Below are 25,539 nucleotides of genomic sequence, written 5' to 3'. Positions count from 1 at the left end.
TTTCCGCAGCATTCATAACAAGCTCTTCACATGCTCAAGAGGCCGCTCAAGGTGGGCAAGTTGGAGAGATGACCATATCAGTTGATGATATGCGTGAACCCGCGCCTGCTGATTTCTCACCTTATGCAGGTCGAAACTTTCCTACACGACCTCTGTGGGGTGACACTCACCTGCACACGTCAAATTCGCTCGATGCGCGGGGATTTGGCGTCATTCTGAGCCCCGACGATGCCTATAGGTTTGCACGTGGTGAGGAAGTCACCACCTCGCATGGCCTCCGTGTGCAGTTGTCGCGCCCGCTCGACTGGCTAGTCGTTTCCGATCACTCTGATGCCATGGGCGCCATGAATGAAATCGTAGCAGGGAACTCCACTCTGATGCGAGACCCAACGCTTCGAGACTGGAACGAGCGCCTCAACGCTGGTGGAGACGTTGCGCTTGGTGCAACAATGGAAGTTATTGAAACCTTTGCGGGCATCACCGGAGACGCTCTTCCCGAGGCTGTTTCAGATCGCAGGTTCGTACAATCCGTATGGGACGAGTTCACGCAAACTGCAGATCATCACAACGCCCCCGGCACATTCACTGCGTTCATCGGATACGAGTGGACGTCCACCGAAGCTGGCAACAACCTCCACCGCAATGTGATCTACCGGGATGATGCCATTCGCGCGCGGCAAATGCTGCCCTTCACAACCGCTGAAACCTTTAATCCAGAACGGCTATGGGACTGGATGGAAACTTATGAACTAGAGACTGGCGGTCGTGTACTGGCCCTTGCCCACAACGGTAACGTCTCCAATGGCCTGATGTTTCCTGTCGAGACCAACCCTGAAACGGGTGAACCTTTGACAGAAGATTACGCAGAGCGGCGTGCCAAGTGGGAGCCGATGTATGAGATCACCCAGATCAAGGGCGATGGAGAAACCCACCCGTTTCTCAGCCCGAATGATGAGTTCGCGGACTATGAAACCTGGGATAAGTCAAACCTGGGTCCGACACCCAAAGAAGACTGGATGCTTCAGTACGAATACGCGCGTGAGGCTTTGAAGAATGGTCTTAAACTAGAGGCTCAACTCGGCACCAATCCATACAAGTTCGGAGTAGTGGGCTCGACCGACAGCCATACGGCTTTGGCAACGGCGGAAGAAGACAATTTCTTTGGCAAACACTCCGGTGTCGAACCGGAACCTAGCCGTTGGCAGCATGTCGTTGGCGAGTTCGATACGACAAGGATTCTTGGATGGGAAATGGCAGCCTCAGGTTATGCTGCAGTCTGGGCAGAAGATAACACGCGCGAAGCGATATTCGATGCCATGGAGAGGAAAGAAGTATATGGGACGACTGGTAGTCGCATCGCGGTTCGCTTCTTTGGTGGCTGGGACTTTACTGAAGCTGATGCAAAATCTCGTTTGCCCGCCGACGTCGGATATGAAAAAGGCGTTCCGATGGGTGGGGACCTCGCAACCGCTACAGAAGGCGCGGACGCCCCGACATTCCTGGTTGCTGCCCTGAAAGACCCGTTTTCCGGCAATCTCGACCGTATTCAGATTGTGAAAGGCTGGTTAAATGCCAACGGCGACACTGAAGAGCGGGTTTATGACGTGGCATGGTCGGGAGACCGCGAACCTGATGCGGACGGCAACCTACCGGCGGTGGGGAATACCGTGGATGTTGTAACGGGTACGTTTACCAATTCGATAGGATCCCCGGAACTGATCACTGTTTGGACGGACCCTGAATTCGATCCTTCTGTGCGGGCTTTCTACTACGCCCGCGTCCTGGAAATTCCCACACCGAGGTGGACAATTTACGATGCCGTTCGGTTCGGAGACGAATTGCCTGCTGAAGTGCCGACCTCAACACAGGAACGCGCTTACACTTCTCCAATTTGGTATACTCCCGGGGGGTGAGATTAATAAACCGATTTTTTCGGTTCTGTCGCAAAGTTCGCCCTCACCTGTCAGGGTGTGTGCATTTCTGGTAGCGCGCACTAGAACATGACAGGAGCAGGCCGTGACGATCTAATTTAAGGGCGCGCATTTTCCGAAAGACGTGATCTTGCATGCGGTTTTCTTCTACCTGCGCTACGGTGTTTCCCGGGATCTGGAGGAAATCATGGCGGAACGTGGCGTTGATCTGGATCATGCAACGCTAAACCGCTGGGTCAGTCGATATGCTGGCCTCATTGCCGAAACAGCGCGGTATAGAAAGCGTCCAGCAGACCGTTCGTGGCGCATGGATGAAAGGTCAATTCACGCCCGGACTCCGCCCGTTTCAGCAGTTCGCCCAACTGGTAGGGTAAACTGCTCATCAATTTCACTCATACTCGGTCATCCAAAAAAAATGCGACAGAACCCTTGCTATCTAGTTGTATTGTTAGGTTTTGGTGTAGCCTAGGGCCACCATACCCTCATTGAAAACGCTGCGTTTTCCGCCAGCTGGGACATCTTGCCCACACACAAAACCCCACATATTACTGAATTCTCCTGACTTCAACTGCTGTCAATTGGGCAAATGAAACCAATTTGGCAGTCCAAAACCTTGATGTCGCGTGGTGCTATCACCTTCATCCAGACAACTTGGCCAACGTGCGTTCAACATTGAGGAATGGAAATTGAGAATTGAGTGGGAGCATCCTAGGTGGTTTGCATGTCTTGTAACTAAGGAATTGAGCGTTGAGCATGTTATGCCAGATGGCCTTGGAGGCATCCTCACGTCTTGATTTCTTTGTGGGAATGCAACAGCCGATTTGGTTTTTCACTTGAAGGAGCGGAACACCTCGCTCTCGAACTCCGTAACCCACGGGTCAATCCCAAGACAGTGACAAGAACGCAAAGTTAAGCTATTATGTCAGTATTATTGACGTATAAATGACGAGATTGACGGTTCTATGCCCCATGACGAGCAACAAGCTAAACGCGGCCCGGATGGCAAGTTCCTGCCCGGGCACAAACCGCCAAAGTCAACCGGCCGACCGCGGGGCGCAAATGGCATTAAAGCACGCGCAGCACGGCTTGCGGGCGAACGGCTTGAAGAGATGCTCGGGCGCGCCACTGACGTAATTTCCGACGAGCTTGATAACGGCAATCCAACGGTAGCCCAATGGCTCGTTGATCGGGTCCGGCCTCCTACACGCTCTGACTTCGTTCAATTGGCTGACAGGAACAAATTGAGCTCAATTGAAGATATCCTCGTCGCTTCAGAGCGGACCACAACTGCAGCATCGCGGGGCGAAATCAGCTTGCAACAGGCAAGGCTTCTTCAGGATGTCCTGGGTCGTCACGCCCAGCTCAAAGGGCTTGAAGAACTGTCCGCACTCCGTGCGGAGGTCGAGGAAATGCGACGTACGGATAGAACGACCGCCGCAATTGATAAGTCACTGCTACCAAAATGGGGCCGCCTAAGCGAGGAACAAAAATGAAGAGAGGGTCATGGACAGACAACGGAGGAATGGCTGGAACTCGCCTGCCCATTTCTGATAGCACCGCCATCAAGGCTGCACTAAAAGCCGCAATCGAAGCGGCTGATAGGTTAGAGATATCAATCCGGCATTCTGAAAAGATAGGTGCTCTGCCTCCAAACCTAATGTCTGGTCAGCGTGAACTCTACGAGGCAAGACGACTACTGGCTTCGGGTATCGCGCACTTAGGAGAAAAGCGTTATTAGCAACACTTGTACGAACTGAAGCAAGAAGACGCATTTCCCGCTTCAGTAAAATTTTCCGCGAAGGAGGCGTTCAAGCAAGTTGCAACGAATGTCCCCTTCGAGCCCGAAGCGGACGTATTTTTGCGCCTCTAAAAAGTTATTTTGGAACAAAGGGACAAACTATCTAAGTTACAAAACAGAGTTGATCGAAATTGAAGCCTGAAATCGATTATAGGCTTCCTCGATACACAGGGTTCGCGCAGTCACAAACGAAGCCGCCCACAAAGTGGACGGCCTTGAAGTATCGACACCGATCAGTTGGTCAGAGAAGCATTGCACTCACGCGCCGCTTCAATTGCCTTCTTGGTGCCAGCAAGGCTTAATTCGAAGGCAAAAATAGACTGTGGCATTACAATCATGGTTTCGCGCTCCATAACGTCTGTGACGAAGTCGGGATTGTTGGCAATGAGATAACCGCCTTTGTAAAAACACCCATGTAGCCAAAATCTTTGTCTGGGGTCAGACCCATTTGAACAACGTTGGTATTCTCATCCACCCGTTCGATCAGGCAAGTATTTCGGCTCTAATCCACAAACATATTCCAGCCGGATTCCTCGCCATAGTTTACGAACTCTGCGTTGTCTTTTGGCAGAATATTTTTTTGTCCTTGGCATGTCCTACGGTTGCTCCGCATGCAAGAACGGCAGCGGCAACAAGGGTCTTAGTTGTCGTTTTCATAGGAACAATCCCATTATAATATTGCAGAATGAAGATATGAGGGAAAACCGAAAACGCGAATCTTCAAACTAAATTGAATGGCTGCGTCCTTTCGAATGGTTTGAAGAGCAGGTGGTAATGAGGCCAACACGTGCGCCATCGACCAAATCAGAAGTAGAAGGTCCAGTCGGTCGCTCTGCAAAATGGAAACTCATTATATCCCCATCCCCCAAAAAAACCCGCATCGTTCGGAGGGAAACCAGGTGAACAACGCGGGCGGTAGTCTTGGGGTTTTGGTGTTACGGTACTGATTGAAAGATGGATCAAAGTTCCCCGCGTCACCTCTATCTGGGATGATGGGCAACGCGGGGATTTAGTCTGACCATGGGACTGGCCAGGCTAAGTCGAATGTGCGGTTGGCCGCTGTTCGTCAACCAAGTTGGCATGAGCGCAAATTCTGTTCGCTACAGTCAAAGTTCGTCACCCGCCATCTGCACAGCGCCGCCACGTTTTCTGAAGCGGGCGTGTAAGCTGGAATAAACAAGAATTTCTCATGCACGCGAGAGCAAACTTTTTGGCGCGCGTAAAATTACTTGATTTGTTGTATTTTAGATTCAAGTATTCGAATGCGTGGCGAATTTGTATTACCTCTGTTGCTCGCGCATTCGCCAGACTTGTCTGGTCGCCTCCTGGAGACGCAAGTGAGTGGTGTCGCCAGGAGGCCGTTATTCTCGGTTTAATGGGTCTAATGGAAAAGGCTTCCAATTCTACGTGCACGGCAAGTCTATGACCCTTTTGCGGAAATTTCTGTTTCATTCGCAGATATGTGGTTCCGCGAATTTGAGAGATTCTCTATATCGACGGCGACCCAAAAATCCGTGGGGTTCGTCACAAGGAAATATTCAAACATAAACATAAGTCTGGATTTGTTGCGTCTGTGTGTGCTCTCTTCGACCGTTAAAGAAGTAAGGGACAGACAGATGAGACGAGCACTGAGAACGTTGAAGATTTGGTCATTCATTTGGTTCACGGCATTAGCGAGTGCTTTTCCTGCCGGCGCGCAAGAGACTGAGGCCGACCAAGAGGCTGTGGAAGTCGAGAATGACGATCTAATAAAAGCAGTCGTTGATGAGATGATTGCGGCTGATGATCTCGAGATCCTACTTGTTCCCCTAACCGCGGAAGAGCTTTCCCAAGTCGCTGGTACTTGGCAGAGTTATGTGCGCTCTCGGCTCGAAGAAGTCGCGCAAGTAAACTTGCAACTTCGGTCGGCGAGCGGAGCTCGGGAAGACAACTTGCGGTCTCAGTTGTCCTCTTTGAACGACTCTGGATCAGAAACTCTCAACAACTATCGTCTGGTGCTCGAAGCATGGGCCCTGAAAGGCGCGAAGGCGGAAGATCTAGAACCGCATTCTGACTATATTCTCGCGTTGAAAACGGGAGCCCTAAAAACTACCGACCTTCAAACGCTTTTTCAGAACGCTTGGGCCTGGTTGTTCTCGTGGGATGGGGGCGTAGGCCTGCTGATGGCCGGTCTGGGTGTTTTGTTGGCAGTTTGGGCCATGATGTTCATTGCTCGGATGGTGCGCCGGGTCACTGAACGGGGTCTGAACAAAATTCCAACTATCTCCAGAATGCTGAAACGCTTCATTGCCACCGCCGTATACTGGGCCGTTTTCGTCCTTGGTATACTCGTCGTTTTAGCTTTGTTCGGAGTTAACGTCACACCGCTTTTTGCCGTGCTCGGTGGTTTGTCGTTCATCCTAGGTTTCGCATTGCAGGAAACGCTGGGAAACCTCGCAAGCGGTCTGATGATCATGGTCCTCAAGCCATTCGACACTGGCGACTATATCCAAGTGGGCGGTTCATCTGGGTTTGTGGATGAGATGTCGGTGGTTTCAACCAAGATTAGAACATTCGACAACCAGATTATTATAGTTCCCAACAGCAAGATTTGGGGGGATGTCATTACCAATGTAAGTGCATCCGAAGAACGTCGGGTCGATCTGGTCTTTGGTATCGCCTATTCGGACAACGCTGCCCAAGCAATTGAAGTGCTCAAAGACTTGGTTGCGCATCACCAGCTTTGTCTGAAGGCACCAGAACCTGAAATTTTCGTGGGTGAGTTGGGAGACAACTCCGTCAACATCTTCTGCCGTCCATGGTCCAAGTCTGATGACTATTGGACCGTTTATTGGGACCTGACCGGTCAAGCAAAAGAGCGGTTTGACAAAGAAGGCATATCTATACCGTTCCCGCAACGCGATGTGCATATTATTCCCGCAGAAGGAGCAAAATCATGAGGGCCCTTACGCTATGGTTACTGCCTCTTCTATTTTCCTGCACTGTTGCGCTTGCTCAGTCTGAAGAAATCCTCGCACCAGCTGAAGAGAGAGAAGATCCCGAGTTTATTGCGCCGGTGATAGTGGATGGCGAAGAATTGTTCGTGGTTCGCGGTTCAAGTGCGCTGCCCGCAACCGAACGAGCGAGAACAATTGAGGAGCGGATCGCTCAAGTCGCCAATGCATCCACGAAAGCTTCAGTACAGCTTGAGATTTCGGACGCCGAATTTGGGAAAATGATACGCGTTGACGGGCAGATGGTTACGATCACCACCCAAGCTGATGCTGAGCACGAACAAATGGTTATTGAAGTTCTAGCTGGGCTTCAGTCCGAAGCGATTGAGACTGCAATCCTTCAATACCGAGATGCTCGGTCCAATGAGGGCCGAGTAGATAGTGCGATGGCTGCCTTTGCTTGGACAGCAGTCTTTGCCCTCACTTCTTATGCGTTTTTTGCGAAACGGCAAATGTTATTAGACTACTTTAGAAACATCTTGGAAAAGAGAGCTGAAGGTGTTGAAGAAGCCACGAAATCGCTCTTGAGAAGCAGGGCAATCGCGTCGATTATCGTCTATTCAATACACATATTGATGTGGGTCCTGTTTCTGTTCTTTTTCTACTACTACCTTTCATTGGTGCTGCTCTCCTTTGCCGAGACCCAGGGCATTGCCCAGATCCTCTTGAAGTATGTCAGCGAGCCGCTCGTAACCGTCGTTTTGGCAATTGTTGAATATATCCCCAACTTGATCATGCTCGCAATCATTGCAGCTGTGACACGGTTGGGAATTCGAGGCCTCGATCTTTTTTTCGACAACGTCGAGAGCGGCGCGTTCCAACTGAAAGATTTTGAAGATCATTGGATTGCACCAACAAAAATGCTGTGCAGGGCTTTGCTGATTGTTATCGCGCTGGTGTTTGCCTACCCTTATATTCCCGGATCTGACTCTCGAGCCTTCCAAGGCCTGACTATCCTTGCCGGTATCATGGTATCGTTAGGGTCGAACACAGTCGTCTCGAATATGATGGCCGGTCTGTTTGTCATCTATAGACGCAGTACCAATGTCGGTGATCGAATTCAGGTTGGCGACAAGATTGGGGATGTAACCGAGATCAAACTGATGGAAACACTCATTAAGTCGATAAAGAACGAGATGATTAGCATTCCAAATGCACAGCTGCTCAACTCCGAAGTCGTAAACTATTCGCGCAAAGTGGATGGTCGAGGGCTGTTGGTTCACACGACAGTAGGGATCGGATACGAGGAGCCACCAAAGAAAATCAAAGCGATGCTGATAGAGGCAGCTCATCGTACTCAAGGGTTAAGAAAGAACCCTGAACCTTTTGTGCTTTGGACGCAGCTGGCTGACTACGCAATCAATTATGAGATCAACGCATACACTTCGCGCGGATCGAGCTTGCCTAAGATTTTGTCCGATTTGCGCGAAAACATTGTCGATGTGTTTAATGAAAACGGAACACAGATAATGACACCGTCGTACATTGCGGACCCGCCGGAACCCAAAGTTTCGACAGAAGAATGGGACGGCAAGCTTGCCCATCACGCTGAATAAACTGCATTCAGCTATAGGTTATCAGTGTCAGTGCTTAAGTTTCGTATTGTATAAATATGTCATTGAGTAGCCATGTCTCCGCAGTCCACAGAGCAGACCATTAGGGGCTTGAAACGCTCGTTCAGGAATGGCAACCCAAAAGGAATCAGCGTCACGTGGGAAATGCCATATGAAAAACCTTTTTCTAACGTGCTGCTTTGGAGCTATTTCTCTAGGATTTGCAGCATTACCTTCAGCCGCGCAGCCTCGGCTAGGTTGGGCGTATCAGGTTGATGGGCTTGCTGCGTTTCAAGGGGACGCGGATTTGAGTGACGGTGGCGAATTTTCTGCAAGCCGAGCATTTCTACGCGCTACCGCACTTTACAATCTGGAAGGAGGAAACTCCATTGGGCTTTCAACCAGCTTTGGCAAGCTGGATTATAGCTTTAGTCAATCGAACAATCAGCCATGGGAGAACATCCGTGACTTGCGCGTTGCTGTTCCCATGCGATTTCGTGCGAGCGATACAGCAACAGTTTTTGTGTCACCACAGATCAGGTGGGATTATCAAATTGGAGCTTCCGCATCTGATGGTAGGACCTACGGTGTTTTCGCGGGTATTGCTTGGCAACTTAACGAGCGCCTGACGATAGGACCGGCCTTTGGCGCGTTCTCTCAATTTGACGATGGTGGTACAGATTTTTTTCCGGCCCTGCTGATCGATTGGGACCTAAATGATCGCTGGAACTTGAACACTGGCTCAGGGATTGGAGCGACACAAGGCCCCGGGTTGACCCTGAGCTACACGTTGACTGAGACCATAGATCTTTCCTTAACCGCACGATCGGAGAGAATTCGATTCAGGTTGGATGGGGAAGGTCTCGCGCCGGACGGGGTGGGCGAAGACAAGAGTGTCCCCGTCGTACTTTCCGTTGGATACAACCCAAATCCTGGAGTTTCATTGAGCGTATTTGCAGGCGCAGAATTTGACGGCCGCCTGACGCTAGATGATGCGAATGGAGCGGAAATTAGTCGTCAGACCTATGAAACAGCGCCATTGGTTGGGCTGGCGTTTAGGGTCAGGTTCTGATCACAGCATTGAGCCTGTTTGCCAATTGTGCGCGGAGTTTTTATTGCGTCTGAGTTCGAACGTCCGCTTTGTCCGCATGGCGGTCATTTAACGCAAATAATCCAAAGTCTGGTATCCGAAGGAGCAGCCGTTCGCGCCTAAACTTCGGAACCCGTTTTGAGATGACGAACGGCTGCTGCCGTCCGTCAAACCGTCAGATGTCGATCTTCTCCGAGATGCTCAACGCGTCGTCGAGTTCGACCCCAAGGTACCTGACCGTGCTGTCAACCTTGGTGTGTCCAAGCAGGAGCTGGACGGCCCGAAGGTTGCCAGTCTTCCGATAGATCAGCGCAGCTTTTGTCCGCCGAAGAGAATGCGTTCCGTACCCACAAGGATCCAGTCCGATGACCGACACCCAGCTGCGCACGAGACGTGCTTATTGCCGAGTCGAAATGTGCGATGAACTGTGGAACCTGCTTGGAAAGAGGAACTCGCGACCAAGCATGGCGGGCGATCTGACCCACTCAAAAATCGATCTTCGCGTGCCTCGGACACTTCGAACTGAACTGGCCTGCCTGTCTTGCTCTGGACGATCGATACGCGGTCTCGAACTGCTCCGGCAACGACCAGATCCGCCACTTTCAGGCGAACAAGATCACAACTGCGAAGTTTGCTGTCGATAGCAAGATTGAACAGCACAAGGTTGCGCGGGTTCCCGGCGAGTTCGAGCCGCGCACGAATTGCCCAAACCTGTCTTGGCAGGAGTGGACGTTTCTGACCAATTAGTCGGTTCTTGTTCCACGGCGGCTGAGACGGTCTGACTATTGGAAGCTGAATACTGGACATGGTGAAGTCTCCATCCAGCCCTTCCGCACCAGGCTTCGGCACCCTGCCAACCAGCGCACTTTTCTGTCTTTGCCATCATAGAAACCGATCGCGCGCATCTCAAACTGCAATTTATAACACTCAATGGCCGCTTCTGATCAAGTCGGACGTCCGATCAGAACGAGCCTATGACCGCTTTGCGGACGAAGCCGAAGTTCAAACCACGGACGGAAATGACTGCTCTCAGCCCCAAAACGGTCGTTCACAGTCCGACGCGGGATCGTTGGTGAGCGGACAAAGCCGCATATCGTTTGAAAACCACAAAGGTCAGTACTGCGACGCTATGCGGGCATTCAAGGCTAATCTCACAGGCCGTGTATATCTATATTGCTTTATCCCTATCAAGGCGCGCATGTCACCCACATCCTCCAAGCTCCTGACGAAGGATTTTCAGAGTTGGAAAGCCTTTCAGGGGACTGAATCGACGTCGAAGCTTTTCCATCAGTGCGTTGTTTGAATTCAAGTGTTTTGGTCAATTTTGCGCCGAACTTAAAGTCATCTTCCTTTGGAACGCTGAAAGCTATCAGCGGTAATTGTTCGCAACCGAAAATGAAGAACAGCGCGCAGCACCGATTTTGCCTGATCACGCTAGCATCATCACCGCATCGTATATGAACTGCAGTGACAAGGCGAGTTGCAACACACCGAAGACGGCACCAAAGAGTTGCAGAGGCACAGGTCCTATTGCACGCAAAATTGCTTTGGACCGCAACATCAGCATGTAGTTTAGCGCAATCATACCGAGCCCCATGGCGAGGATGCCAAGCTTGTTCTCAATCCCTGGAAAAGCTGTCGCAAAGATGAGCGGCACGACGACAGCAATGGGCGGAAAGATCCCAGGAAAAGCGATAGCCGATGCGTCGACCTGAGACGGATCAATTTGACGCGCCGGGGCGGGCTGGCTCAAAAGGTCCCGCAGCGACAGGGCAAACAACGCCACTCCGCCTGCGCCAATCAAGATCGGGAAGCTTACGCCCCAGGCTCCTAGCGCCCCGAAACCAATCACGACCGCGACGACGAATGCGCCCGCAACCAATGCACTGGCGCGCCGGGCGATTGCATTGACTGATGGATCTGCATCATCCGATCCGACGCGCGAGAACACTGCGATGGCACGAATTGGTCCCATCGTCATGAACAGCAGCCCAAACAGCTGTCCCCAAGGGACCTGCGCGAGTGTGTCGGAGCTCATGCCTGTTCCTCGACAACAGCGGTGATCGTCATGTAATTCACTATGGCAGCGACCAGACCTGCGACGAGAGCAAGAAGCACAACTGCGGCTCCGAGACCCACCTCTACCGAGCCCATGGCGCGTTGCCAGACAACAGCCAGCGCAACCACGGCACCAAATGCGAACAGACCGTGCTTGATGACGAGCCACAGGGTCGTGGGCACGAATGGCTTTTTTGTACCTTTCACTGTGAAATGCGCCACTGCCGTCAAAATCATCGCCAATGAAACAGCCAACGGCACAGATGACCCGAGGACCGTATGTGCCTCAGTTCCGATCGAATCCACGGTGAGGGGCATCGGCATGGAATTTCGTAGCAGGAAGTACTGGATTGCCCCGTTGATCACGGCATTGATCACGCCGGAGATCACTGCGCCCTGAAGGATTTGGTGCTTCGTCAAGGTTAGGCCCGTAGCCGGCAATGAATTTGTGGTGGTCATGGTTTGCTCCTGTCACCGGCCTGCCGTAGCGACGTCGTCAAAACTGGGAAAGAACACCTCACGACACCGATCAAGCCGTTCGAACCGGCGTTCGAAATTTACGGTGGCGATGCGGAGGTCGGCTTCGCGGGCAAGCACGGTTTCCTCGGACAGGCTGCCACGTGCCTGCAACTGCCGGGAGCGTTCCAGCGACTTTTCGGCATAGGCCATCCACGCTTCGTTGGCGCGCGCCTCAATGGGGCCCTTGTCGCAGCCCGCTTCCCAACCGCGCAGGTAGATGGCGTAAAGCTCGCCCAAATCGACGGGAGTCCCCGCGAAATGCTCGTTCAGCATGCTGATCGCCGTCACCTGCGCCGCGACGGCAGCCAGGTTCCTTTCCGCGACTTGCAGTTGCAGCCTGTTCCACGCGTCCTTGAGTTGCGAAACCTCCAGCTCTAAAAGGGAAACGGCGTTGCGCTCATAAAGGGCGCGGTTGCGTTCCAGGATGGCAGCGTCTCGGTCAAGCTGCGCCTTGATGGTCTCCAGATGAATGCCGGACAACATGCTTTGATAGCCAACGGTTCGCCCTTGATCGGCAAACATCAACAGCATGACCTGATCCATGGTGGCGGGGCCTGTTGTCGGTATAACGCCGGAGTCTTCTGCGCTGGCTCCCGCACCGCCAAGAGCGACGAGGGCCAGCGAAAGCACAATACCGTGCAGGCGGGCAGATATGCGCATCGCCGGCCCCTTCATCAGCTGCCAAAGAGGCGCACAACAGCACCGCCGCCGTGCACGTTGATCGTCTGACCGCTGACCCAGCCCGCGGCAGGCGAGCAAAGAAACAGCATCGCATTGGCAATGTCCTGGGGCCGGCCCGGGCGGCCGGTCAGGTTATCGGGATGTGCCAGTTTCTCCTGCATCTCGGGCGAGATGCCGGCATCGCCGTATCCCGCCGTCATCACAGTGCCGATCAGGATGGAGTTCACTCGAACCCGTTTGTTCAACATGTGTGCCATGGACACCATCATCTGGTTCAGCGCGGCTTTCGCCGTGCCGTAGGGCAGAATGTCATAGGCTGGCACCGCTGAAGAGAACGAACCCGAGTTGGTAATCGAAGCGTTCTCGGCCTTCTCAAGATAGGGAAGACAGGCCATGCTCATCCGGTATGCGCTGATCGTATTCAGCTTGTAGGAGTTGATGAATTCCTCGTCCGGAATTGCGGTCGTGTCTGGCTGGCGCCCGCCCCAGCCAACATTGTTGACGAGCGTGGAGATGCCGCCAAACGCATCGACCGTGGCCTGCACCAAACCGTTTATGTCATCCTGCGAGGTTACGTTGCACGCCATACCCCGGCAATCATTGCCGGTCTCCTTGGCGATCTCGGCGGCTGTCTCGGCAGCCATATCACCGTTCAGATCGCCGATCATCACCTTTGCGCCGGCGCCCGAAAGCGTCTTTGCGATACCGGCACCAATGTTCTGCGCACCGCCTGTGATTATCACATTGTGGCCGTCTAGCCGAAATTCTGCAAAAGCATCAAAGCTCATGGTTATCTCCGTAATTTCATATGTGGTAGGCAACACAATGCGCGGTCGGCCTGAATGCGTTTCGGGTGTCAGTCCAGTTCCTGCACACCGCCGCCTGACACAGTAAGGATCTGACCGCTGACCCATGCCGCCGCAGGCGAGCTGAGATATAGCGCGGCACCCGCGATATCTGATGGCTCACCAAGACGCTTGATTGGCGTATGCTTGAGCATGGCCTGCTCAACCTCTGGCGTGAGAACCGTGGCCAGCGCTGCCGTCCGGATCGCGCCGGGCGCGATCCCGTTCACCCGGATCTTCCGGGATCCAAGGTCATGGGCGATGTTGCGGGTCAAATGGCTGATCGCGGCCTTGGAAGAGCCGTAAGACGCCATGCGCACGTTCTTGTTCTCGGCTGACATGGAAGAGATGTTAAGCACCGATCCCCCGCCGGCGGCTTCGATGTGCGGCGCTGCAAGTTGCGTTAGGCGGAAGGCAGAAAAGACGTTGATTTCATACGCCCAGCGGAAGTCATCCATCGGCATGTCAAAGGGCTTTGGCCCACCGCCACCAGCGTTGTTCACAAGGATAGTCAGCTTGCCGAAATTATCGATTGCCGTCTGAACTGCGGTCTCAAGGTCGCTTTCCTTGGTCACGTTGCACGCAATGCCCACGGCCTTGCCACCAGCTTCCACAATGCCCTTGGCCACGTCGTCAGCCGTCTCCTGCTTGAGGTCGCTCACGACGACCGCCGCTCCCGCGCCGGCGAACATCTCTGCAATGCCCCTGCCGATACCAGCGCCCGCGCCGGTGACGAGGGCCACCTGATTTTCCAATTGAAATGCCTTTGGATCGAACATGCATGTCTCCGTTTCACCTTTGGAATGCGAACTAGGCGTGCGGGAATGGTTGACAATAGAAGGGGTGCTCATTTTGAGCACCATAGTGCGACCTACTGCTATCTGCTCTTGGCGATCAGGTGCTGATGCTTTTCGACGATGGTCTCGAGATCGGCGACCAGCCGTGCAACGCGATCGATTGCCCGGCGATCCGTCTCTGCAAGATCGCGGCGGGCAGTGGATTGGCCCCCATTGGACACCAGCCGATACGCCCCGGCGTCATCCCGCTCGATCCAGCCGCGCGCCTCGAGTGACGCCAGCTTGCGTCGGACTGTTTGGCGCGGGATATTGGTGATGTCTGCGATCCTGGACGCGTTGGTGCTTTCTTTGGCAGCCTCGATGTCCGGCAGAGTCGAGCCCGGGCTGGAAGCAGTACGCACGGCGCCCAGCCGGGCTTGCCCAATAACCGCCAACACCAGCATCTCCTGATAATCCCCGTCGAAAGCACCCGCCGCGTCAACCAAATGAGCGATCAAAAACTCGACAAAAATGTATTGGTAGTCGGAATAAAAACTGTCAAACGCTGAAGCGACCGCATCCGCCCGACAGGATCCCGTTGGCGAACCGCCCGTGCGTGTTGCGCTTAAAGACAAAGTGACTTCCTTTTTCGACTTGACTGAATGATCCGACCATATCCGCCCGTCCAACTCGCTTCAGCAAGCAAATTTATTGGCTCTGTGGACGAAAACGCAGTTTGCTCATGTTCCGACAGGTGGCGCGGGGCGTTAGAGACCAATTTCAGCCTGGATCGCCGCCATCCTTCACAGGACAAACTCACATGTCGCTTGGAACGGCAGGTATGCTCGGTTTAGCAGCTGTCGGGGCACAAAACAGCATTAGGTACCTTGGGCTCAGAGCGGTCGTTCGCTGCGTTCCGTCTCAATGACCGCTCTGCGGACAAAGCGGCCGTTAGTTGCACCGATGCACAGGACCTTGGCAAGAGCACTTTAGAGCTGAAAGTCACGTTTCTCTATCGACTGTTGCGCCCGGTACTATTTCGTAGCTCGAAAAACTGACGGGCTTTGGCCAATATCTCAAGCGAACGCGCGTGAGAATTTGCAAACCCATCGCTAGAGAATTGAGCGTTCGAAGACAAACCGAATGACACGAGCCCTCAGCTGTAACAAGATGATGGTGGAGGTGTAAGTTATGGCGGATGTTTTCGACCGCATTGCAGATTGGCTGCAAAAGCTGGCCTTTTTTGATGCTGATCTTGGCGGACTAGTCGAGCAGTTAAGTCACAGGCTGATCGATGGTGGCGTGCCGGTCACGCGTGTTTCCTTGGGCCGCCTGATGATGCACCCTGTAATTGGATTGCTCGATGCAACGTGGGATGCGTCGAACCATCGTATTGAATGGACCGTTCTTCCACGCAGCTCAGTAACGGCTGATCTCTTCGACAAAGCACCCTTCGGAGAGAATTCGAAATTGGCCAATGAGATTGCGAAACAGCACTTTAATAAGGAAGTCTGGGACTTGGCGGACGGTCTTGCGAACGGCACAATCAAGTTTCCTTTCATGCGAGCAAATCTGACTGACCAAGCGACCCGTGACAAATTTCCGCTATTCCGAAAACTCGCTGAAGCAGGTGTCACCGACTATGTCGTATGCAGTGCACCATTCGGCAATCGCACTGTTGTCTTTGACGGAGAGATGGAGTGGGCTTTGGGCGCGTCTGTGTCTTTTGCTACAAAGCGTCGTACTGGCTTCACAGACCGTGAGGTAGATGGTCTGTCGCGGCTATCTTTACCTTTGCTTGGTGCAGCGCGTGTATTGTCGGAACAGTTCTTGGCAGCTGAGTTGATGGAGGTCTATCTAGGCAAGTTGTCCGGTCGATCCGTACTGAACGGTCAAATAGCCCGGGGAGATGTCAGCATAATTGACTGTGCTCTCTTGTTCAGCGATATGCGCGGCTCTACTGCTTTGAGCCAGCGCCTGTCATCGGAAAAATATGTCGCGACGGTTAACCAATTCTTCGATTGTGTCGGTGGGGCGGTACACGATCACGGCGGAGAGGTACTTAAATTCGTTGGCGATGGGTTGCTTGCGATCTTTCCTTTTGATGGTCAACGAAGACTACCCGAGGACATGTGCGAAGCTGCCCTGTCCGCAGCGCGTGAAGCGTTCCAAAGGAATGAAGAACTTGATCCATCAGACCGTGCTGAATTTGGGGTTGGTTTGCACACTGGGGCGGCTGTCTACGGGAATGTTGGCACTGAAAAGCGCTTGGATTTTACGGTAACTGGCCCATCAGTCGCGATAGCCAGCAGGTTAGAGGGCCTGACGCGAAAACTGGAGGCGCGGCTTTTAGCAACGGGCGATTTTGTGAACTTGGTATCTGAAGAGCCGAAAAAAATGGGGCGGCATTCTTTGCGGGGTTTTGAGGAAGACTTAGATGTCTTTTCTTACGAAATTTTCTCATAACGCTCAATTGCATTAGGCGATTGGCAATCATTCGTTTAGGCGCGGGTACTGAAATGAAACCGGTCAGCTTTGGGCTCAGAACAGTCATTTGCTGCACTTGGCGTGAGCGGCTGATTTTGAGCGCGAAGCAGACGTTGTTCTTTCTAAATGACGTAGCCGCTTTTGTTTTGTCCGCGCTACGCCGCCCGCTCCTTGAAGCTGACAGACTTAGCGATTACATACCAATCGTGGGCGGACAGCCCGCAATTCCCCAAACATGATGACGCTCCTCTACCGAGCTTTGCCCGTAAGTCGCGGAAGACCGCCGGGGTATGGACCGCCCGAGACATGCTTGCGACCGGTGCCAATGGTCTGGGTCTAGCGCCGATCCACTGATGAGCCTAAGGCAGGGCGAAACCAACAGCATCCAGAGCGTCACGAAAATCGTGATCACCAACCCCGCCTTGGGGTGGCCGCCGGTGGCAACAGCCAACGGGATGCGCATCAACATGATGAATAGGAGACATCACATGGAGCAAGATATCCAACTTGAAGCTGCCGCAGCAAGGCACATCGTCCTGATCGCTATGGCCTACTGTGAAGCCCAAACAGCAACGAGCGGCGAGGAAAGCCCGATTGTGCATGACCGGCAGTGGCAGGCCTGCTGTGGTGTCGCTGCGCGCTTCCTGAGCGATCCTGAAGCTATGACACCGCAACTCTGCCACCATGAATGGCGGCTCAGCCAAATGCGGCACAGTCATCCGCAGATCTGGCCTGCTGCCGCATCTCGCACTTGGGATGAACTCGACCCGATGGACCAGTATGTCGAGCGGGCTGGTTTGGCAGCAATGCGTCAGGCGCTGGACGAAACACGGAGGTCCTCGCGGGGTCGCACCGCAGCGCTGCAATGAACGTCGGGCGTTAAAAAGCAGCATTATGCTTGATGTGAACAACAGAAAATATACAGACGGACGAGACACAAAACATCCCAACCTCCCAACCAAACGCCCGACAGGGAAGTTGGGAGGTTTTATTGCATGTCCACCCAAAACGAAATGGCCGGCCTAGTTCGTTTGGCCTCGTTACAAGCTGTCCCACTTTAAATCAGGCCGTCTTGAGGATAGCAATTTCGAACCGAGCGCCTTTGCTATTGGGTCCTGGAACTAGACGGGGCCCTACATGACGCAAGCGTCGAGCGAAGCTGTTGCGCGCAGGAATTCGGCTGTCCGATACACCTTCTGCGGCACACCACTGACGGAAATTCGAATACAGATCAGCAACAGTGACGACGTTGTTTGCCTTGATGGATAGTCTCTCTGCCGCCCACGCACGAACCCGGTCCGCATCCCTCATCCACGCTTCCTTGGCTATGCGCGATGTCATGGGATCCGCCATGCGCCGCGTGGTCAAAAGTTCCGCAGCCGCAACCACGACAAGATGTAGTAGAAGATACGCTCTCTCTCTAGTTCGGTGTAGGGGCCAAGTTCATTTCTACGCGCCTTTGCTTTCTTTAGTACTTCCGTGAAGTGCTCATGCACCTTTGTGCGCAGTTCGCCGTGGTTCATGCCCGATATTTCTATGTGCTTTGTTATTGTGTCGCCGCACACTGCAAGACGCCGTGCCAGAGTGCCAGCCTCTTTAGGGCATCTCGTACGCAAAGACACCCGAATGGTCCTACGTGTGGTGCTTGGTCTGGTATGGGGTTTTGGTCTTGTGTCGGGCAATGGCCAACGAAAGTAGTAGATGTCATGTCTGGACATTGAGAGATACGCATGCAGCTTCATTTTGTGTCACACCTGCGTGTCACACCGCTCTAATGCTTGCTATCCAGTTGTATTGTTAGGTTTTGGTGGAGCCTAGGGGAGTCGAACCCCTGACCTCTTGCATGCCATGCAAGCGCTCTCCCAACTGAGCTAAGGCCCCATAAAGGTACCGTCGTAACGGTGGACGGACGTTTATGAGACGCCGTCGATGAGTGCAAGTCCTAAAATCGGAATCCGCAAAAAATTCAGACCGACCTCGCAGGCCGGGTCGAGGCGGCGGGGCCGCCTCGGGATCCATCAGTTTTCGTCTTCTGACGACATGTCCTTTATATCGTCTAGTGAAACGTTGTCGCCGTCGTCATCGTCGTCCAGCAGATCGTCATCCAATTCGACATCGACATTATCGTCATCATCCAAAACGATGTCTTCGTCCGACGACGCTTCGCGCGCCTTGACCGATGCGGCATCTTCAGCATCCGCGGCGATCATCCGGCTTTTTCCGGTATCCAGCTCCACGACCTCGCCCGTATAGGGGCTGACGATCGGGTCCTTGTTCAGGTCGTAAAACCGTTTGCCGGTTGTCGGGCAGACACGCTTTACGCCCCATTCTTCCTTGGGCATATCAAATCCCCTTGATATCAGGTGAATCTCATCAATGATTCAGGTCACCTGCCACATGCGGCAGGCACTGTCAAAGCCTTTGCGCAAAGGAGGCCCACCCATGGGGCGACACGCATTGCCCGGAACACCTCCGGTGCCGCTGACACTGCGCAGATCGGCGCGCGCACGGCGGATCAGTTTGCGAATTTCCCAATTGGATGGACGGGTTACGCTGACCTACCCGACAGGGGTGGCTGAAGCCGAAGCGCTGAATTTCGCACAGCAGAAAGAGGGCTGGATCCGCGGGCACCTGCAGGATCGACCCAGCATTGAAGCAGTTGGCGTAGGGCAGTTCATTCCGATCGAGGGTACGGCGCGGCGAATCGTTCCTGCATCGGGGCGGAGGGTCTTGCTGAGTGGCGATGCGATCGGGGTTCCGCCCGGTGCCGAAGCACGGCGACTAGCGCGGTTTCTAAAAGAGCTTGCCCGCGATCGTCTGACCGGTGCGTGCGATGATTACGCGGCGATGCTGGGGCGGTCGTACAGTAGCCTTACTTTGCGCGATACGCGTTCGCGCTGGGGGTCGTGCAGTTCTGCGGGCGGGTTGATGTTCTCGTGGCGGTTGATCCTCGCCCCGACAGAGGTTCTCCATTATGTGGCCGCGCATGAAGTGGCGCATCTTGCCGAAATGAACCACTCACCTGCGTTCTGGGCGCAGGTCGAGCGTATTTTTGGCCCTTACAAAGAACCACGCCGCTGGCTGCGAGACAACGGGGCTGAACTGCACAGATATCGCTTCGACTCCGTCGCTTGACCTCAGCGCGATTTGTGATCACATAAACTCATGTTAACCTCACGCCCCGCCGAGTCTCATACGGCAACCCATGATCGCGTTTATCGCGCCCTCAGATCCCGCATCATGCATGGAGAGATTGCCCCGGGGCAGGCGTTGACGCTGCGCGGGATTGGCAAGGAATTCGGTGTGTCGATGACTCCCGCGCGCGAGGCGGTGCGACGTCTGGCGGCAGAAGGTGCTTTGTTCCTGTCCACCTCCGGTCGGGTATCAACGCCGGAACTCACGCGCGATCGGATCGAAGAGCTGGCGGCGCTGCGCGCGCTGCTTGAGGTTGAACTGGCCAGCCGGGCCCTGCCGCGCGCGCATATGGCGCTGATTGACCGGTTGCAAAGCATCAACATGGCAGTAGCCGAGATGGTCACGAAACGCGATGCAGTGGGATATATCCGTGCAAATCTGGAATTTCACCGCACGCTGTATCTACGCGCACAGGCCCCCGCGATGCTTGCCATGGCCGAAACTGTCTGGCTGCAGCTGGGTCCCACGATGCGTGCCCTATACGGTCGGTTGCGGAGGACCGAGCCACCGCACTACCATCGTCTGATCATCGCAGCGCTCAAGGCCGGGGATGAGCCTGGATTGCGACTAGCAGTGCGTTCGGATGTGACCCAGGGCTTGCGGCTGCTTGTGACCTGAGCGGCTTGTTGCCCATCTTCCAATTCAGTTGATTTCGGATGTCGCTTTGCTGGCTTGAGCGACCGGGCTGCGCTATTCTGAACGCAAATCACAACAAGAGCAGATTTAACTATGATTAATCGAAGAGTGTTTTCCTTAGGGCTTGGTTCAACCCTGTTGGCGGCCTGTTCCACAGGCACCGCACCCAACAGTGCTCCGGCTTCGCGGATGCGTGCGGTTCCGAACGCAGGATGGGATGCCTGGGTGGCCAGTTTCAAAAACCGGGCAGCGTCACAGGGCATTTCACAGACGACCCTTAGCCGAGCGTTTCAAGGCGCAGGATATCTACCCGACGTGATCGAACGCGATCGCAATCAGGTCGAATTCAAACGCTCGCTTGAGGATTATCTGGCGATTGCTGCCTCGGATGAACGGATCAGCACTGGCAAGCAAATGCTTGTGCGGCATGCAGGAACCCTGTCGCAGATCGAAGCCCAATACGGTGTCGACAAGGAGGTCGTCGTGGCTGTTTGGGGCCTGGAAAGCCGTTATGGTGCACGGCGCGGCGATGTGCCGGTGATCTCGGCAACGTCGACTCTGGCCTATGACGGGCGGCGCGGAGCGTTTTTTGAGAAGCAACTGGTGGCAGCGCTGAAGATAATTCAAGAGGGCGATACGACCCCGGCTAACATGACCGGCAGCTGGGCCGGAGCGATGGGCCACACACAGTTCATTCCGACGTCTTACCTTGCTTATGCGGTCGATTTCACCGGCGACGGGCGGCGCGATATCTGGTCCGATGACCCAGCAGATTCACTTGCGTCAACGGCGGCTTATCTGGCACGTGCCGGTTGGGTGCGAGGGCAGCCTTGGGGCGGTGAAGTCGGCACGGTTTCGGGCACGCCGGCGGCAGTGCTGCAACCGCAGACGCCCGGCCCACGTATTGCTGTGTTCCGCAATTTTCAGGTGATCAAGCGCTACAACAATTCGGACAGCTACGCGATCGGCGTAGGTCATCTTTCTGATCGCATTGCTGGCGGCGCGCCGTTCCAAGCGTCATTCGGGCCGGATGCGACCGGTTTGACGCAGGAGGATCGTAAAGAACTGCAGCGCCGCCTGACATCCGCGGGCTATGACACACAAGGCGCAGATGGTGTTATCGGCAAGAATACTGAGGCGGCAATTAGCGCCTACCAGCGCGCCAACGGGTTGTCCGTGACTGGCCAGCCTTCGGTGGCTCTGTTGCAGCGGTTGGGTGGCTGACGGGTTAAGCCGCCAGCCCTTTCGAACCGATATCCAGGAACTTCTGACGGCGGTCCTTGATCAGGGCTGCCGCGTCTTTCCCATCAAGCTCTTCCAGCATCGAGGCAATTGCAGACCGCACGGCTTCGACCGCCGCCGGGCGGTTGCGATGTGCACCGCCCTTGGGCTCGGTGATGATGTGGTCACAAACGCCCAGCTTGTGCAGATCCTGAGCGGTAAGGCGCAACGCTTCGGCGGCCTCGCGCATTTTTTCGGCATCCTTCCAGAGAATCGACGCGCAGCCTTCGGGCGAAATCACCGAGTAGACCGAATGCTCCAACATCGCTACGCGGTTCGCAGTCGCAAAGGCGACCGCGCCACCAGAACCACCTTCGCCGATGATTACGGACACCAAAGGAACGCCAATCTTTAGGCACATCTCGGTTGAGCGCGCGATCGCCTCGGACTGGCCACGTTCTTCCGCCCCCTTGCCGGGATAGGCCCCAGCTGTATCGATCAAGGTGATTACCGGCAGGCCAAAGCGGCCTGCCATTTCCATCAGGCGTACGGCCTTGCGATAGCCCTCGGGGCGGGCCATGCCGAAATTGCGTTCAATCCGCGATTTGGTATCGCTGCCTTTTTCGTGGCCAATCACCATGACGGGTTGATCGTTGAACCGCGCCAGACCGCCAATTACCGCCAGATCGTCGGCAAAGTTCCGGTCACCTGCCAGTGGGGTGAATTCGGTAAACAGCGCATCCACGTAATCGTTGCAGTGTGGACGTTCAGGATGACGCGCCACCTGACATTTCCGCCATGGGGTCAGATCGGCATACAGCTCGTCCAGAAGCTTGGCGGCCTTGGCATCCAGCGCGGCGGCCTCTTCCGTCACATCCATTTCTTCATTGGCACGGGCCAGCGCGCGCAGCTCTTCAGCTTTGCCTTCGATCTCGGCCAGCGGTTTTTCGAAATCCAGATACTGGGTCATGACGCCTCTCAACGCGGAAGTTCCCTGCTATATGACCAAAGGTGGTCCGGGATGCAACTCAGCAAGATTTGTGGTCGCGGAATATGCGACCACGGACGGGCAAAGAGAAGGAAGGATACCGATGGCCGCTAGCTACAAAGATCGCGTGTTGCGCGTGTTGGCCTACATCCATGATCACCCCGCCGGGGATCTGTCGCTGGATGCATTGGCCGAGGTCGCAGCTATGTCGCGGTTTCACAGGCATCGCGTGTTTCGCGCCATTACTGGCGAGACCTGCGCGTAGGCCACCCGTCGGATACGCCTGCACCGTGCCGCCTGCTGGCTGGTGCAAACAGACAGACCGGTTACGCGGATCGCGACCGACATTGGCTATCCGAACCAAAAATCCTTTGCGCGGGGCTTTTCCGAGGCCTACGGCAGCAGCCCCACCGCGTTTCGACGTGCGGGGCAAATACTGCCGGCCCATCCAATGTTCAAAACCGGAGGATATCCGATGCATCCCGTAACAACCCGAACCGAACCGTCCCGCCGAGTCATAGCGCTGCCACATAAAGGGGCGTATGCCGAGATTGGCCGCAGCTTTGAGGCCTTTGGTGCCCTGTGCGAATCCCGCAAGCTGTGGCCGCAAGTCGGCCCGATGATCGGGCTGTATCTCGACAGTCCGGACGATGTGCCCGAGGATGATTTACGCAGTTTTGCAGATGCTGAATTCTGCGGTGATGATACGCCCGAGGGGATGGAAGACCTTGAAATTCCGGGTGGCAAAACAGCGGTGCTGACCTTCAAGGGCCCTTATTCCGGCCTTCACGGCGCGTATCAGACATTATTTGGCAATTGGTTGCCCGAGTCTGGCGAAGAACCTGCGGACCATCCGTGTTATGAGATCTATCTCAACGATCCACGAGAAACGGCCCCTGAGGATCTGTTGACAGAAATTTGCCTGCCGCTCAGGTAACCTAATTCGGCCACAGCACCGGATAGAGCGAGGCCACAAGCAGGGCCGCCATCGTCCAGTTGAATGCCAGCAATCGGTGCGGGTTCGTCAGGATTCGCGCCATTTGCTGTCCAAGAACCGTCCAGGTGCTGACCGAGGGCAGGTTGATGGCTCCGAACACCAGCGCGACCAGCAGAATCGCGTTGATCGTTTGGTCGGGCGCATAGGCGGCTGTCGCGGTCAGCGCCATCGCCCAGGCTTTTGGGTTGACCCATTGGAAGGCTGCAGCTTGCAGAAACGTCATCGGGGTGCCCGCAGCATCGGCACCTTTAGCGGGCGCTGCATGCGCGATTTTCCATGCCAGATACAGCAGATACAGAACCGAAAGAACTTTCAACACGGTATGACTAATCGGATACCGGTCAAAGACCTGAACCAGCCCCGCCCCCACCAGAAGCACCATAAAGGTGAAGCCCAAGCCGATACCCAGCATATGCGGGATCGTGCGGCGAAAGCCGAAATTCGCACCTGATGCCATCAGCATAAGGTTGTTGGGGCCTGGAGTGATTGACGAGACAAAAGCAAACGCGATCAGGGCCATCAGGATATCGTAGGTCATGGCTGCATTTTCTCGCTGAACCCGGCAAATGAAATTGCGTATTCGTGCGTTCAAAGGTTAATGTTGCAATAAATGGCGAAGATTGATCAGATCAACCAACATATATTGCAAGAGCTTTCGCGGGACGGTCGCATCAGCAACCTCGATCTTGCCGAGCGGGTGGGCCTGTCCCCATCCGCTTGCTTGCGCCGGGTGCAGGAGCTTGAGCGGGCAGGGGTCATTTCCGGCTACCGAGCGGTGCTGAACCCGGCGGCGCTGGGGGTGGGTTTCGTTGCCTATATCGGCGTTGGTTTGGGCGAGCACACAAAAGCGGCGCAGGAAGGGTTCGAAAGGGCCTTGCAACAAGCGCCCGAAGTGGTGGAATGTCACAACATCACCGGCACGATCGAATACCTGTTACGGGTCGAATGTGCCGATCTGCCTTCCTACAAAACCTTCCACACCGAGGTGCTGGGTACACTGCCGCATGTGACCTCGATCACCTCATATGTTGTGATGGGATCGCCCAAGGATATGCGTGCGTGACCATTAAAAAGTGATTTTTAACCATCTTGCGAGGTCAAAGTTCAGCGCCTAGTGTCATCTCAACAGGATCGTCGGCAGGGATTAACCCCGAAGCAGGCGCAAATTCAGGGAGTAGACCATGACATTTTTCCGCACCGGAGCGCTGGTGGCTGCCTTGGCAATGTTTGCCGGCGCTGCGACAGCAGCACCTTTGAAGTTACAGCCAGCTAGCCCTCAGCCCAGCCCAAAAGCCGGCTTGAATGTAAAATACAGTTGGGAAGGTAACCCGCCTCGCAAAATCCAGAACCTCTCGAAGGTCAATCATCTATTGAAGAAGGCAAAGCCGGGTCAGCCCCTCCGAGGTTTGGACTACAGAGACACGAACGAAGGTGATCCTGTCCTGACCTACAATCAGGCGTTCAATGTTGCCGCGGAAATCAGTGGGTATATCCGCTTTGATTCACCCGGTGTTTACGAGCTTGAGACCTGGTCGAACGATGGGATTGACGCCTGGGTCGGCGGTCAGCAGATCGGTTATGTCAACGGCCGTCAGGGCTGCGAAGCCAACCAACGCACCGAGGTCGAGGTGCCGCAGGCGGGTTGGTATCCAATCAAAATCAAGTATTTTCAGAAATACGGTACCTCGTGCCTGATGATGAAATCAGGAAAGAAGGGTGAGCGTTTAACATGGACACCAAACAATGTATTTGGACGCTGATCAGATCGATT

At 54.5% G+C, this 25,539-nt stretch carries 21 protein-coding genes, 1 tRNA gene and 3 pseudogenes; 14 read left to right on the top strand and 11 right to left on the bottom strand.

From position 1 onward, the window contains the following. The first annotated feature begins 68 nt into the window (after window positions 1-68). From ACRZ9U_RS19990 to ACRZ9U_RS19965, 6 genes and pseudogenes are all read left to right on the top strand, one after another. Complete coding sequence (locus ACRZ9U_RS19990) at window positions 69-1,913, top strand: DUF3604 domain-containing protein (RefSeq protein ID WP_480902806.1); 1,845 nt, start codon at window positions 69-71, stop codon at window positions 1,911-1,913. Window positions 1,914-2,055: 142 nt separating this feature from the next. Next, window positions 2,056-2,265, top strand: a pseudogene (locus ACRZ9U_RS19985) (IS6 family transposase); the annotation flags it as partial. Window positions 2,266-2,893: 628 nt separating this feature from the next. Next, the gene (locus ACRZ9U_RS19980; RefSeq protein ID WP_170402035.1) at window positions 2,894-3,424 is read left to right on the top strand and encodes a hypothetical protein; all 531 of its coding nucleotides are present in this window, start codon (window positions 2,894-2,896) and stop codon (window positions 3,422-3,424) included. Window positions 3,425-5,345: 1,921 nt separating this feature from the next. Then, complete coding sequence (locus tag ACRZ9U_RS19975; RefSeq protein WP_480902803.1) at window positions 5,346-6,668, top strand: mechanosensitive ion channel family protein; 1,323 nt, start codon at window positions 5,346-5,348, stop codon at window positions 6,666-6,668. Continuing rightward, window positions 6,665-8,278, top strand: a complete 1,614-nt coding sequence (locus ACRZ9U_RS19970; protein WP_480902800.1) for a mechanosensitive ion channel family protein — start codon at window positions 6,665-6,667, stop codon at window positions 8,276-8,278. Before ACRZ9U_RS19975 ends, ACRZ9U_RS19970 begins: the two co-directional genes overlap by 4 nt. 169 nt (window positions 8,279-8,447) lie before the next feature. Next, on the top strand, window positions 8,448-9,347 hold the full coding sequence (locus ACRZ9U_RS19965; RefSeq protein WP_480902797.1) for a hypothetical protein: 900 nt from the start codon (window positions 8,448-8,450) through the stop codon (window positions 9,345-9,347). Window positions 9,348-9,540: 193 nt separating this feature from the next. Here ACRZ9U_RS19965 and ACRZ9U_RS19960 read toward each other — a convergent pair. The 7 genes and pseudogenes from ACRZ9U_RS19960 to ACRZ9U_RS19930 all read right to left on the bottom strand — a co-directional run bounded on the left by ACRZ9U_RS19960 (window position 9,541) and on the right by ACRZ9U_RS19930 (window position 14,879). Next, window positions 9,541-10,172, bottom strand: a pseudogene (locus ACRZ9U_RS19960) (tyrosine-type recombinase/integrase). A gap of 622 nt (window positions 10,173-10,794) precedes the next feature. Continuing rightward, on the bottom strand, window positions 10,795-11,403 hold the full coding sequence (locus ACRZ9U_RS19955; protein WP_170402030.1) for a MarC family protein: 609 nt from the start codon (window positions 11,401-11,403) through the stop codon (window positions 10,795-10,797). Beyond that, window positions 11,400-11,882, bottom strand: a complete 483-nt coding sequence (locus ACRZ9U_RS19950; RefSeq protein ID WP_170402027.1) for a hypothetical protein — start codon at window positions 11,880-11,882, stop codon at window positions 11,400-11,402. Before ACRZ9U_RS19950 ends, ACRZ9U_RS19955 begins: the two co-directional genes overlap by 4 nt. Before the next feature lie 12 nt (window positions 11,883-11,894). Continuing rightward, on the bottom strand, window positions 11,895-12,602 hold the full coding sequence (locus ACRZ9U_RS19945) for a hypothetical protein (protein WP_170402024.1): 708 nt from the start codon (window positions 12,600-12,602) through the stop codon (window positions 11,895-11,897). 14 nt (window positions 12,603-12,616) lie between these two features. Then, entirely contained in the window at window positions 12,617-13,411 is a 795-nt protein-coding gene (locus ACRZ9U_RS19940; protein ID WP_170736344.1) for an SDR family oxidoreductase, read from the bottom strand. Between the two features lie 68 nt (window positions 13,412-13,479). Further along, the gene (gene hdhA, locus ACRZ9U_RS19935; protein ID WP_170402016.1) at window positions 13,480-14,247 is read right to left on the bottom strand and encodes a 7-alpha-hydroxysteroid dehydrogenase; all 768 of its coding nucleotides are present in this window, start codon (window positions 14,245-14,247) and stop codon (window positions 13,480-13,482) included. A gap of 98 nt (window positions 14,248-14,345) precedes the next feature. After that, the gene (locus tag ACRZ9U_RS19930) at window positions 14,346-14,879 is read right to left on the bottom strand and encodes a helix-turn-helix domain-containing protein (RefSeq protein WP_480561248.1); all 534 of its coding nucleotides are present in this window, start codon (window positions 14,877-14,879) and stop codon (window positions 14,346-14,348) included. A 556-nt stretch (window positions 14,880-15,435) separates the two neighbouring features. Here ACRZ9U_RS19930 and ACRZ9U_RS19925 point away from each other — a divergent pair. After that, entirely contained in the window at window positions 15,436-16,710 is a 1,275-nt protein-coding gene (locus ACRZ9U_RS19925; protein WP_170402013.1) for an adenylate/guanylate cyclase domain-containing protein, read from the top strand. 509 nt (window positions 16,711-17,219) lie between these two features. Then, window positions 17,220-17,600 carry a hypothetical protein gene (locus tag ACRZ9U_RS19920; RefSeq protein ID WP_170402011.1) on the top strand — a complete coding sequence of 127 codons (381 nt, stop codon included), beginning with the start codon at window positions 17,220-17,222 and terminating at the stop codon, window positions 17,598-17,600. Between the two features lie 936 nt (window positions 17,601-18,536). Here the strand turns inward: ACRZ9U_RS19920 and ACRZ9U_RS19915 are convergent. Continuing rightward, window positions 18,537-18,612: transfer RNA gene (locus ACRZ9U_RS19915), tRNA-Ala, on the bottom strand. A gap of 137 nt (window positions 18,613-18,749) precedes the next feature. Next, window positions 18,750-19,073, bottom strand: a complete 324-nt coding sequence (locus ACRZ9U_RS19910; protein WP_170402007.1) for a TIGR02300 family protein — start codon at window positions 19,071-19,073, stop codon at window positions 18,750-18,752. A 100-nt stretch (window positions 19,074-19,173) separates the two neighbouring features. On the opposite strand from ACRZ9U_RS19910, the gene ACRZ9U_RS19905 reads away from it, so the two are divergent. The 3 genes from ACRZ9U_RS19905 (at window position 19,174) to ACRZ9U_RS19895 (ending at window position 21,786) form a co-directional block, all read left to right on the top strand. Beyond that, the gene (locus ACRZ9U_RS19905; protein ID WP_480615325.1) at window positions 19,174-19,866 is read left to right on the top strand and encodes a M48 family metallopeptidase; all 693 of its coding nucleotides are present in this window, start codon (window positions 19,174-19,176) and stop codon (window positions 19,864-19,866) included. Between the two features lie 30 nt (window positions 19,867-19,896). Further along, window positions 19,897-20,544, top strand: coding sequence for a GntR family transcriptional regulator (locus ACRZ9U_RS19900; RefSeq protein WP_170395556.1), 648 nt, complete (start codon window positions 19,897-19,899; stop codon window positions 20,542-20,544). A 111-nt stretch (window positions 20,545-20,655) separates the two neighbouring features. Continuing rightward, window positions 20,656-21,786, top strand: coding sequence for a lytic murein transglycosylase (locus tag ACRZ9U_RS19895; protein WP_480902793.1), 1,131 nt, complete (start codon window positions 20,656-20,658; stop codon window positions 21,784-21,786). Window positions 21,787-21,790: 4 nt separating this feature from the next. On the opposite strand, the gene ACRZ9U_RS19890 is transcribed toward ACRZ9U_RS19895, so the two are convergent. Then, window positions 21,791-22,753, bottom strand: coding sequence for an acetyl-CoA carboxylase carboxyltransferase subunit alpha (locus ACRZ9U_RS19890; RefSeq protein ID WP_170395560.1), 963 nt, complete (start codon window positions 22,751-22,753; stop codon window positions 21,791-21,793). 121 nt (window positions 22,754-22,874) lie between these two features. Here ACRZ9U_RS19890 and ACRZ9U_RS19885 point away from each other — a divergent pair. Next, window positions 22,875-23,708: pseudogene (locus ACRZ9U_RS19885) on the top strand (AraC family transcriptional regulator). A gap of 1 nt (window position 23,709) precedes the next feature. Here the strand turns inward: ACRZ9U_RS19885 and ACRZ9U_RS19880 are convergent. Then, window positions 23,710-24,306: a LysE family translocator gene (locus ACRZ9U_RS19880; RefSeq protein ID WP_170401997.1), complete on the bottom strand. Its 597-nt coding sequence runs from the start codon at window positions 24,304-24,306 to the stop codon at window positions 23,710-23,712. Window positions 24,307-24,378: 72 nt separating this feature from the next. Between ACRZ9U_RS19880 and ACRZ9U_RS19875 the strand changes: the two genes are divergently transcribed. Both ACRZ9U_RS19875 and ACRZ9U_RS19870 read left to right on the top strand, forming a co-directional pair. Beyond that, on the top strand, window positions 24,379-24,831 hold the full coding sequence (locus tag ACRZ9U_RS19875; RefSeq protein ID WP_170401994.1) for an Lrp/AsnC family transcriptional regulator: 453 nt from the start codon (window positions 24,379-24,381) through the stop codon (window positions 24,829-24,831). Window positions 24,832-24,949: 118 nt separating this feature from the next. Further along, window positions 24,950-25,528 (top strand): PA14 domain-containing protein, encoded by a 579-nt coding sequence (locus tag ACRZ9U_RS19870; RefSeq protein WP_170401991.1) that lies wholly within the window; start codon window positions 24,950-24,952, stop codon window positions 25,526-25,528. Window positions 25,529-25,539: the final 11 nt, after the last annotated feature.

It is taken from the genome of Ruegeria sp. D7, from assembly GCF_056534355.1.
Note: the sequence above shows the minus strand (reverse complement) of the source record. Positions and strands in the feature narration are given on the sequence as shown.

Bases quoted from the DNA above. Each gene is read 5' to 3' on its own strand.
- ACRZ9U_RS19990 (WP_480902806.1), top strand. From the start codon at position 69: ATGACCATATCAGTTGATGATATGCGTGAACCCGCGCCTGCTGATTTC.
- ACRZ9U_RS19980 (WP_170402035.1), top strand. From the start codon at position 2,894: ATGCCCCATGACGAGCAACAAGCTAAACGCGGCCCGGATGGCAAGTTC.
- ACRZ9U_RS19975 (WP_480902803.1), top strand. From the start codon at position 5,346: ATGAGACGAGCACTGAGAACGTTGAAGATTTGGTCATTCATTTGGTTC.
- ACRZ9U_RS19970 (WP_480902800.1), top strand. From the start codon at position 6,665: ATGAGGGCCCTTACGCTATGGTTACTGCCTCTTCTATTTTCCTGCACT.
- ACRZ9U_RS19965 (WP_480902797.1), top strand. From the start codon at position 8,448: ATGAAAAACCTTTTTCTAACGTGCTGCTTTGGAGCTATTTCTCTAGGA.
- ACRZ9U_RS19955 (WP_170402030.1), bottom strand. From the start codon at position 11,403: ATGAGCTCCGACACACTCGCGCAGGTCCCTTGGGGACAGCTGTTTGGG.
- ACRZ9U_RS19950 (WP_170402027.1), bottom strand. From the start codon at position 11,882: ATGACCACCACAAATTCATTGCCGGCTACGGGCCTAACCTTGACGAAG.
- ACRZ9U_RS19945 (WP_170402024.1), bottom strand. From the start codon at position 12,602: ATGCGCATATCTGCCCGCCTGCACGGTATTGTGCTTTCGCTGGCCCTC.
- ACRZ9U_RS19940 (WP_170736344.1), bottom strand. From the start codon at position 13,411: ATGAGCTTTGATGCTTTTGCAGAATTTCGGCTAGACGGCCACAATGTG.
- hdhA (WP_170402016.1), bottom strand. From the start codon at position 14,247: ATGTTCGATCCAAAGGCATTTCAATTGGAAAATCAGGTGGCCCTCGTC.
- ACRZ9U_RS19925 (WP_170402013.1), top strand. From the start codon at position 15,436: ATGGCGGATGTTTTCGACCGCATTGCAGATTGGCTGCAAAAGCTGGCC.
- ACRZ9U_RS19920 (WP_170402011.1), top strand. From the start codon at position 17,220: ATGGAGCAAGATATCCAACTTGAAGCTGCCGCAGCAAGGCACATCGTC.
- ACRZ9U_RS19910 (WP_170402007.1), bottom strand. From the start codon at position 19,073: ATGCCCAAGGAAGAATGGGGCGTAAAGCGTGTCTGCCCGACAACCGGC.
- ACRZ9U_RS19905 (WP_480615325.1), top strand. From the start codon at position 19,174: ATGGGGCGACACGCATTGCCCGGAACACCTCCGGTGCCGCTGACACTG.
- ACRZ9U_RS19900 (WP_170395556.1), top strand. From the start codon at position 19,897: ATGTTAACCTCACGCCCCGCCGAGTCTCATACGGCAACCCATGATCGC.
- ACRZ9U_RS19895 (WP_480902793.1), top strand. From the start codon at position 20,656: ATGATTAATCGAAGAGTGTTTTCCTTAGGGCTTGGTTCAACCCTGTTG.
- ACRZ9U_RS19890 (WP_170395560.1), bottom strand. From the start codon at position 22,753: ATGACCCAGTATCTGGATTTCGAAAAACCGCTGGCCGAGATCGAAGGC.
- ACRZ9U_RS19880 (WP_170401997.1), bottom strand. From the start codon at position 24,306: ATGACCTACGATATCCTGATGGCCCTGATCGCGTTTGCTTTTGTCTCG.
- ACRZ9U_RS19875 (WP_170401994.1), top strand. From the start codon at position 24,379: ATGGCGAAGATTGATCAGATCAACCAACATATATTGCAAGAGCTTTCG.
- ACRZ9U_RS19870 (WP_170401991.1), top strand. From the start codon at position 24,950: ATGACATTTTTCCGCACCGGAGCGCTGGTGGCTGCCTTGGCAATGTTT.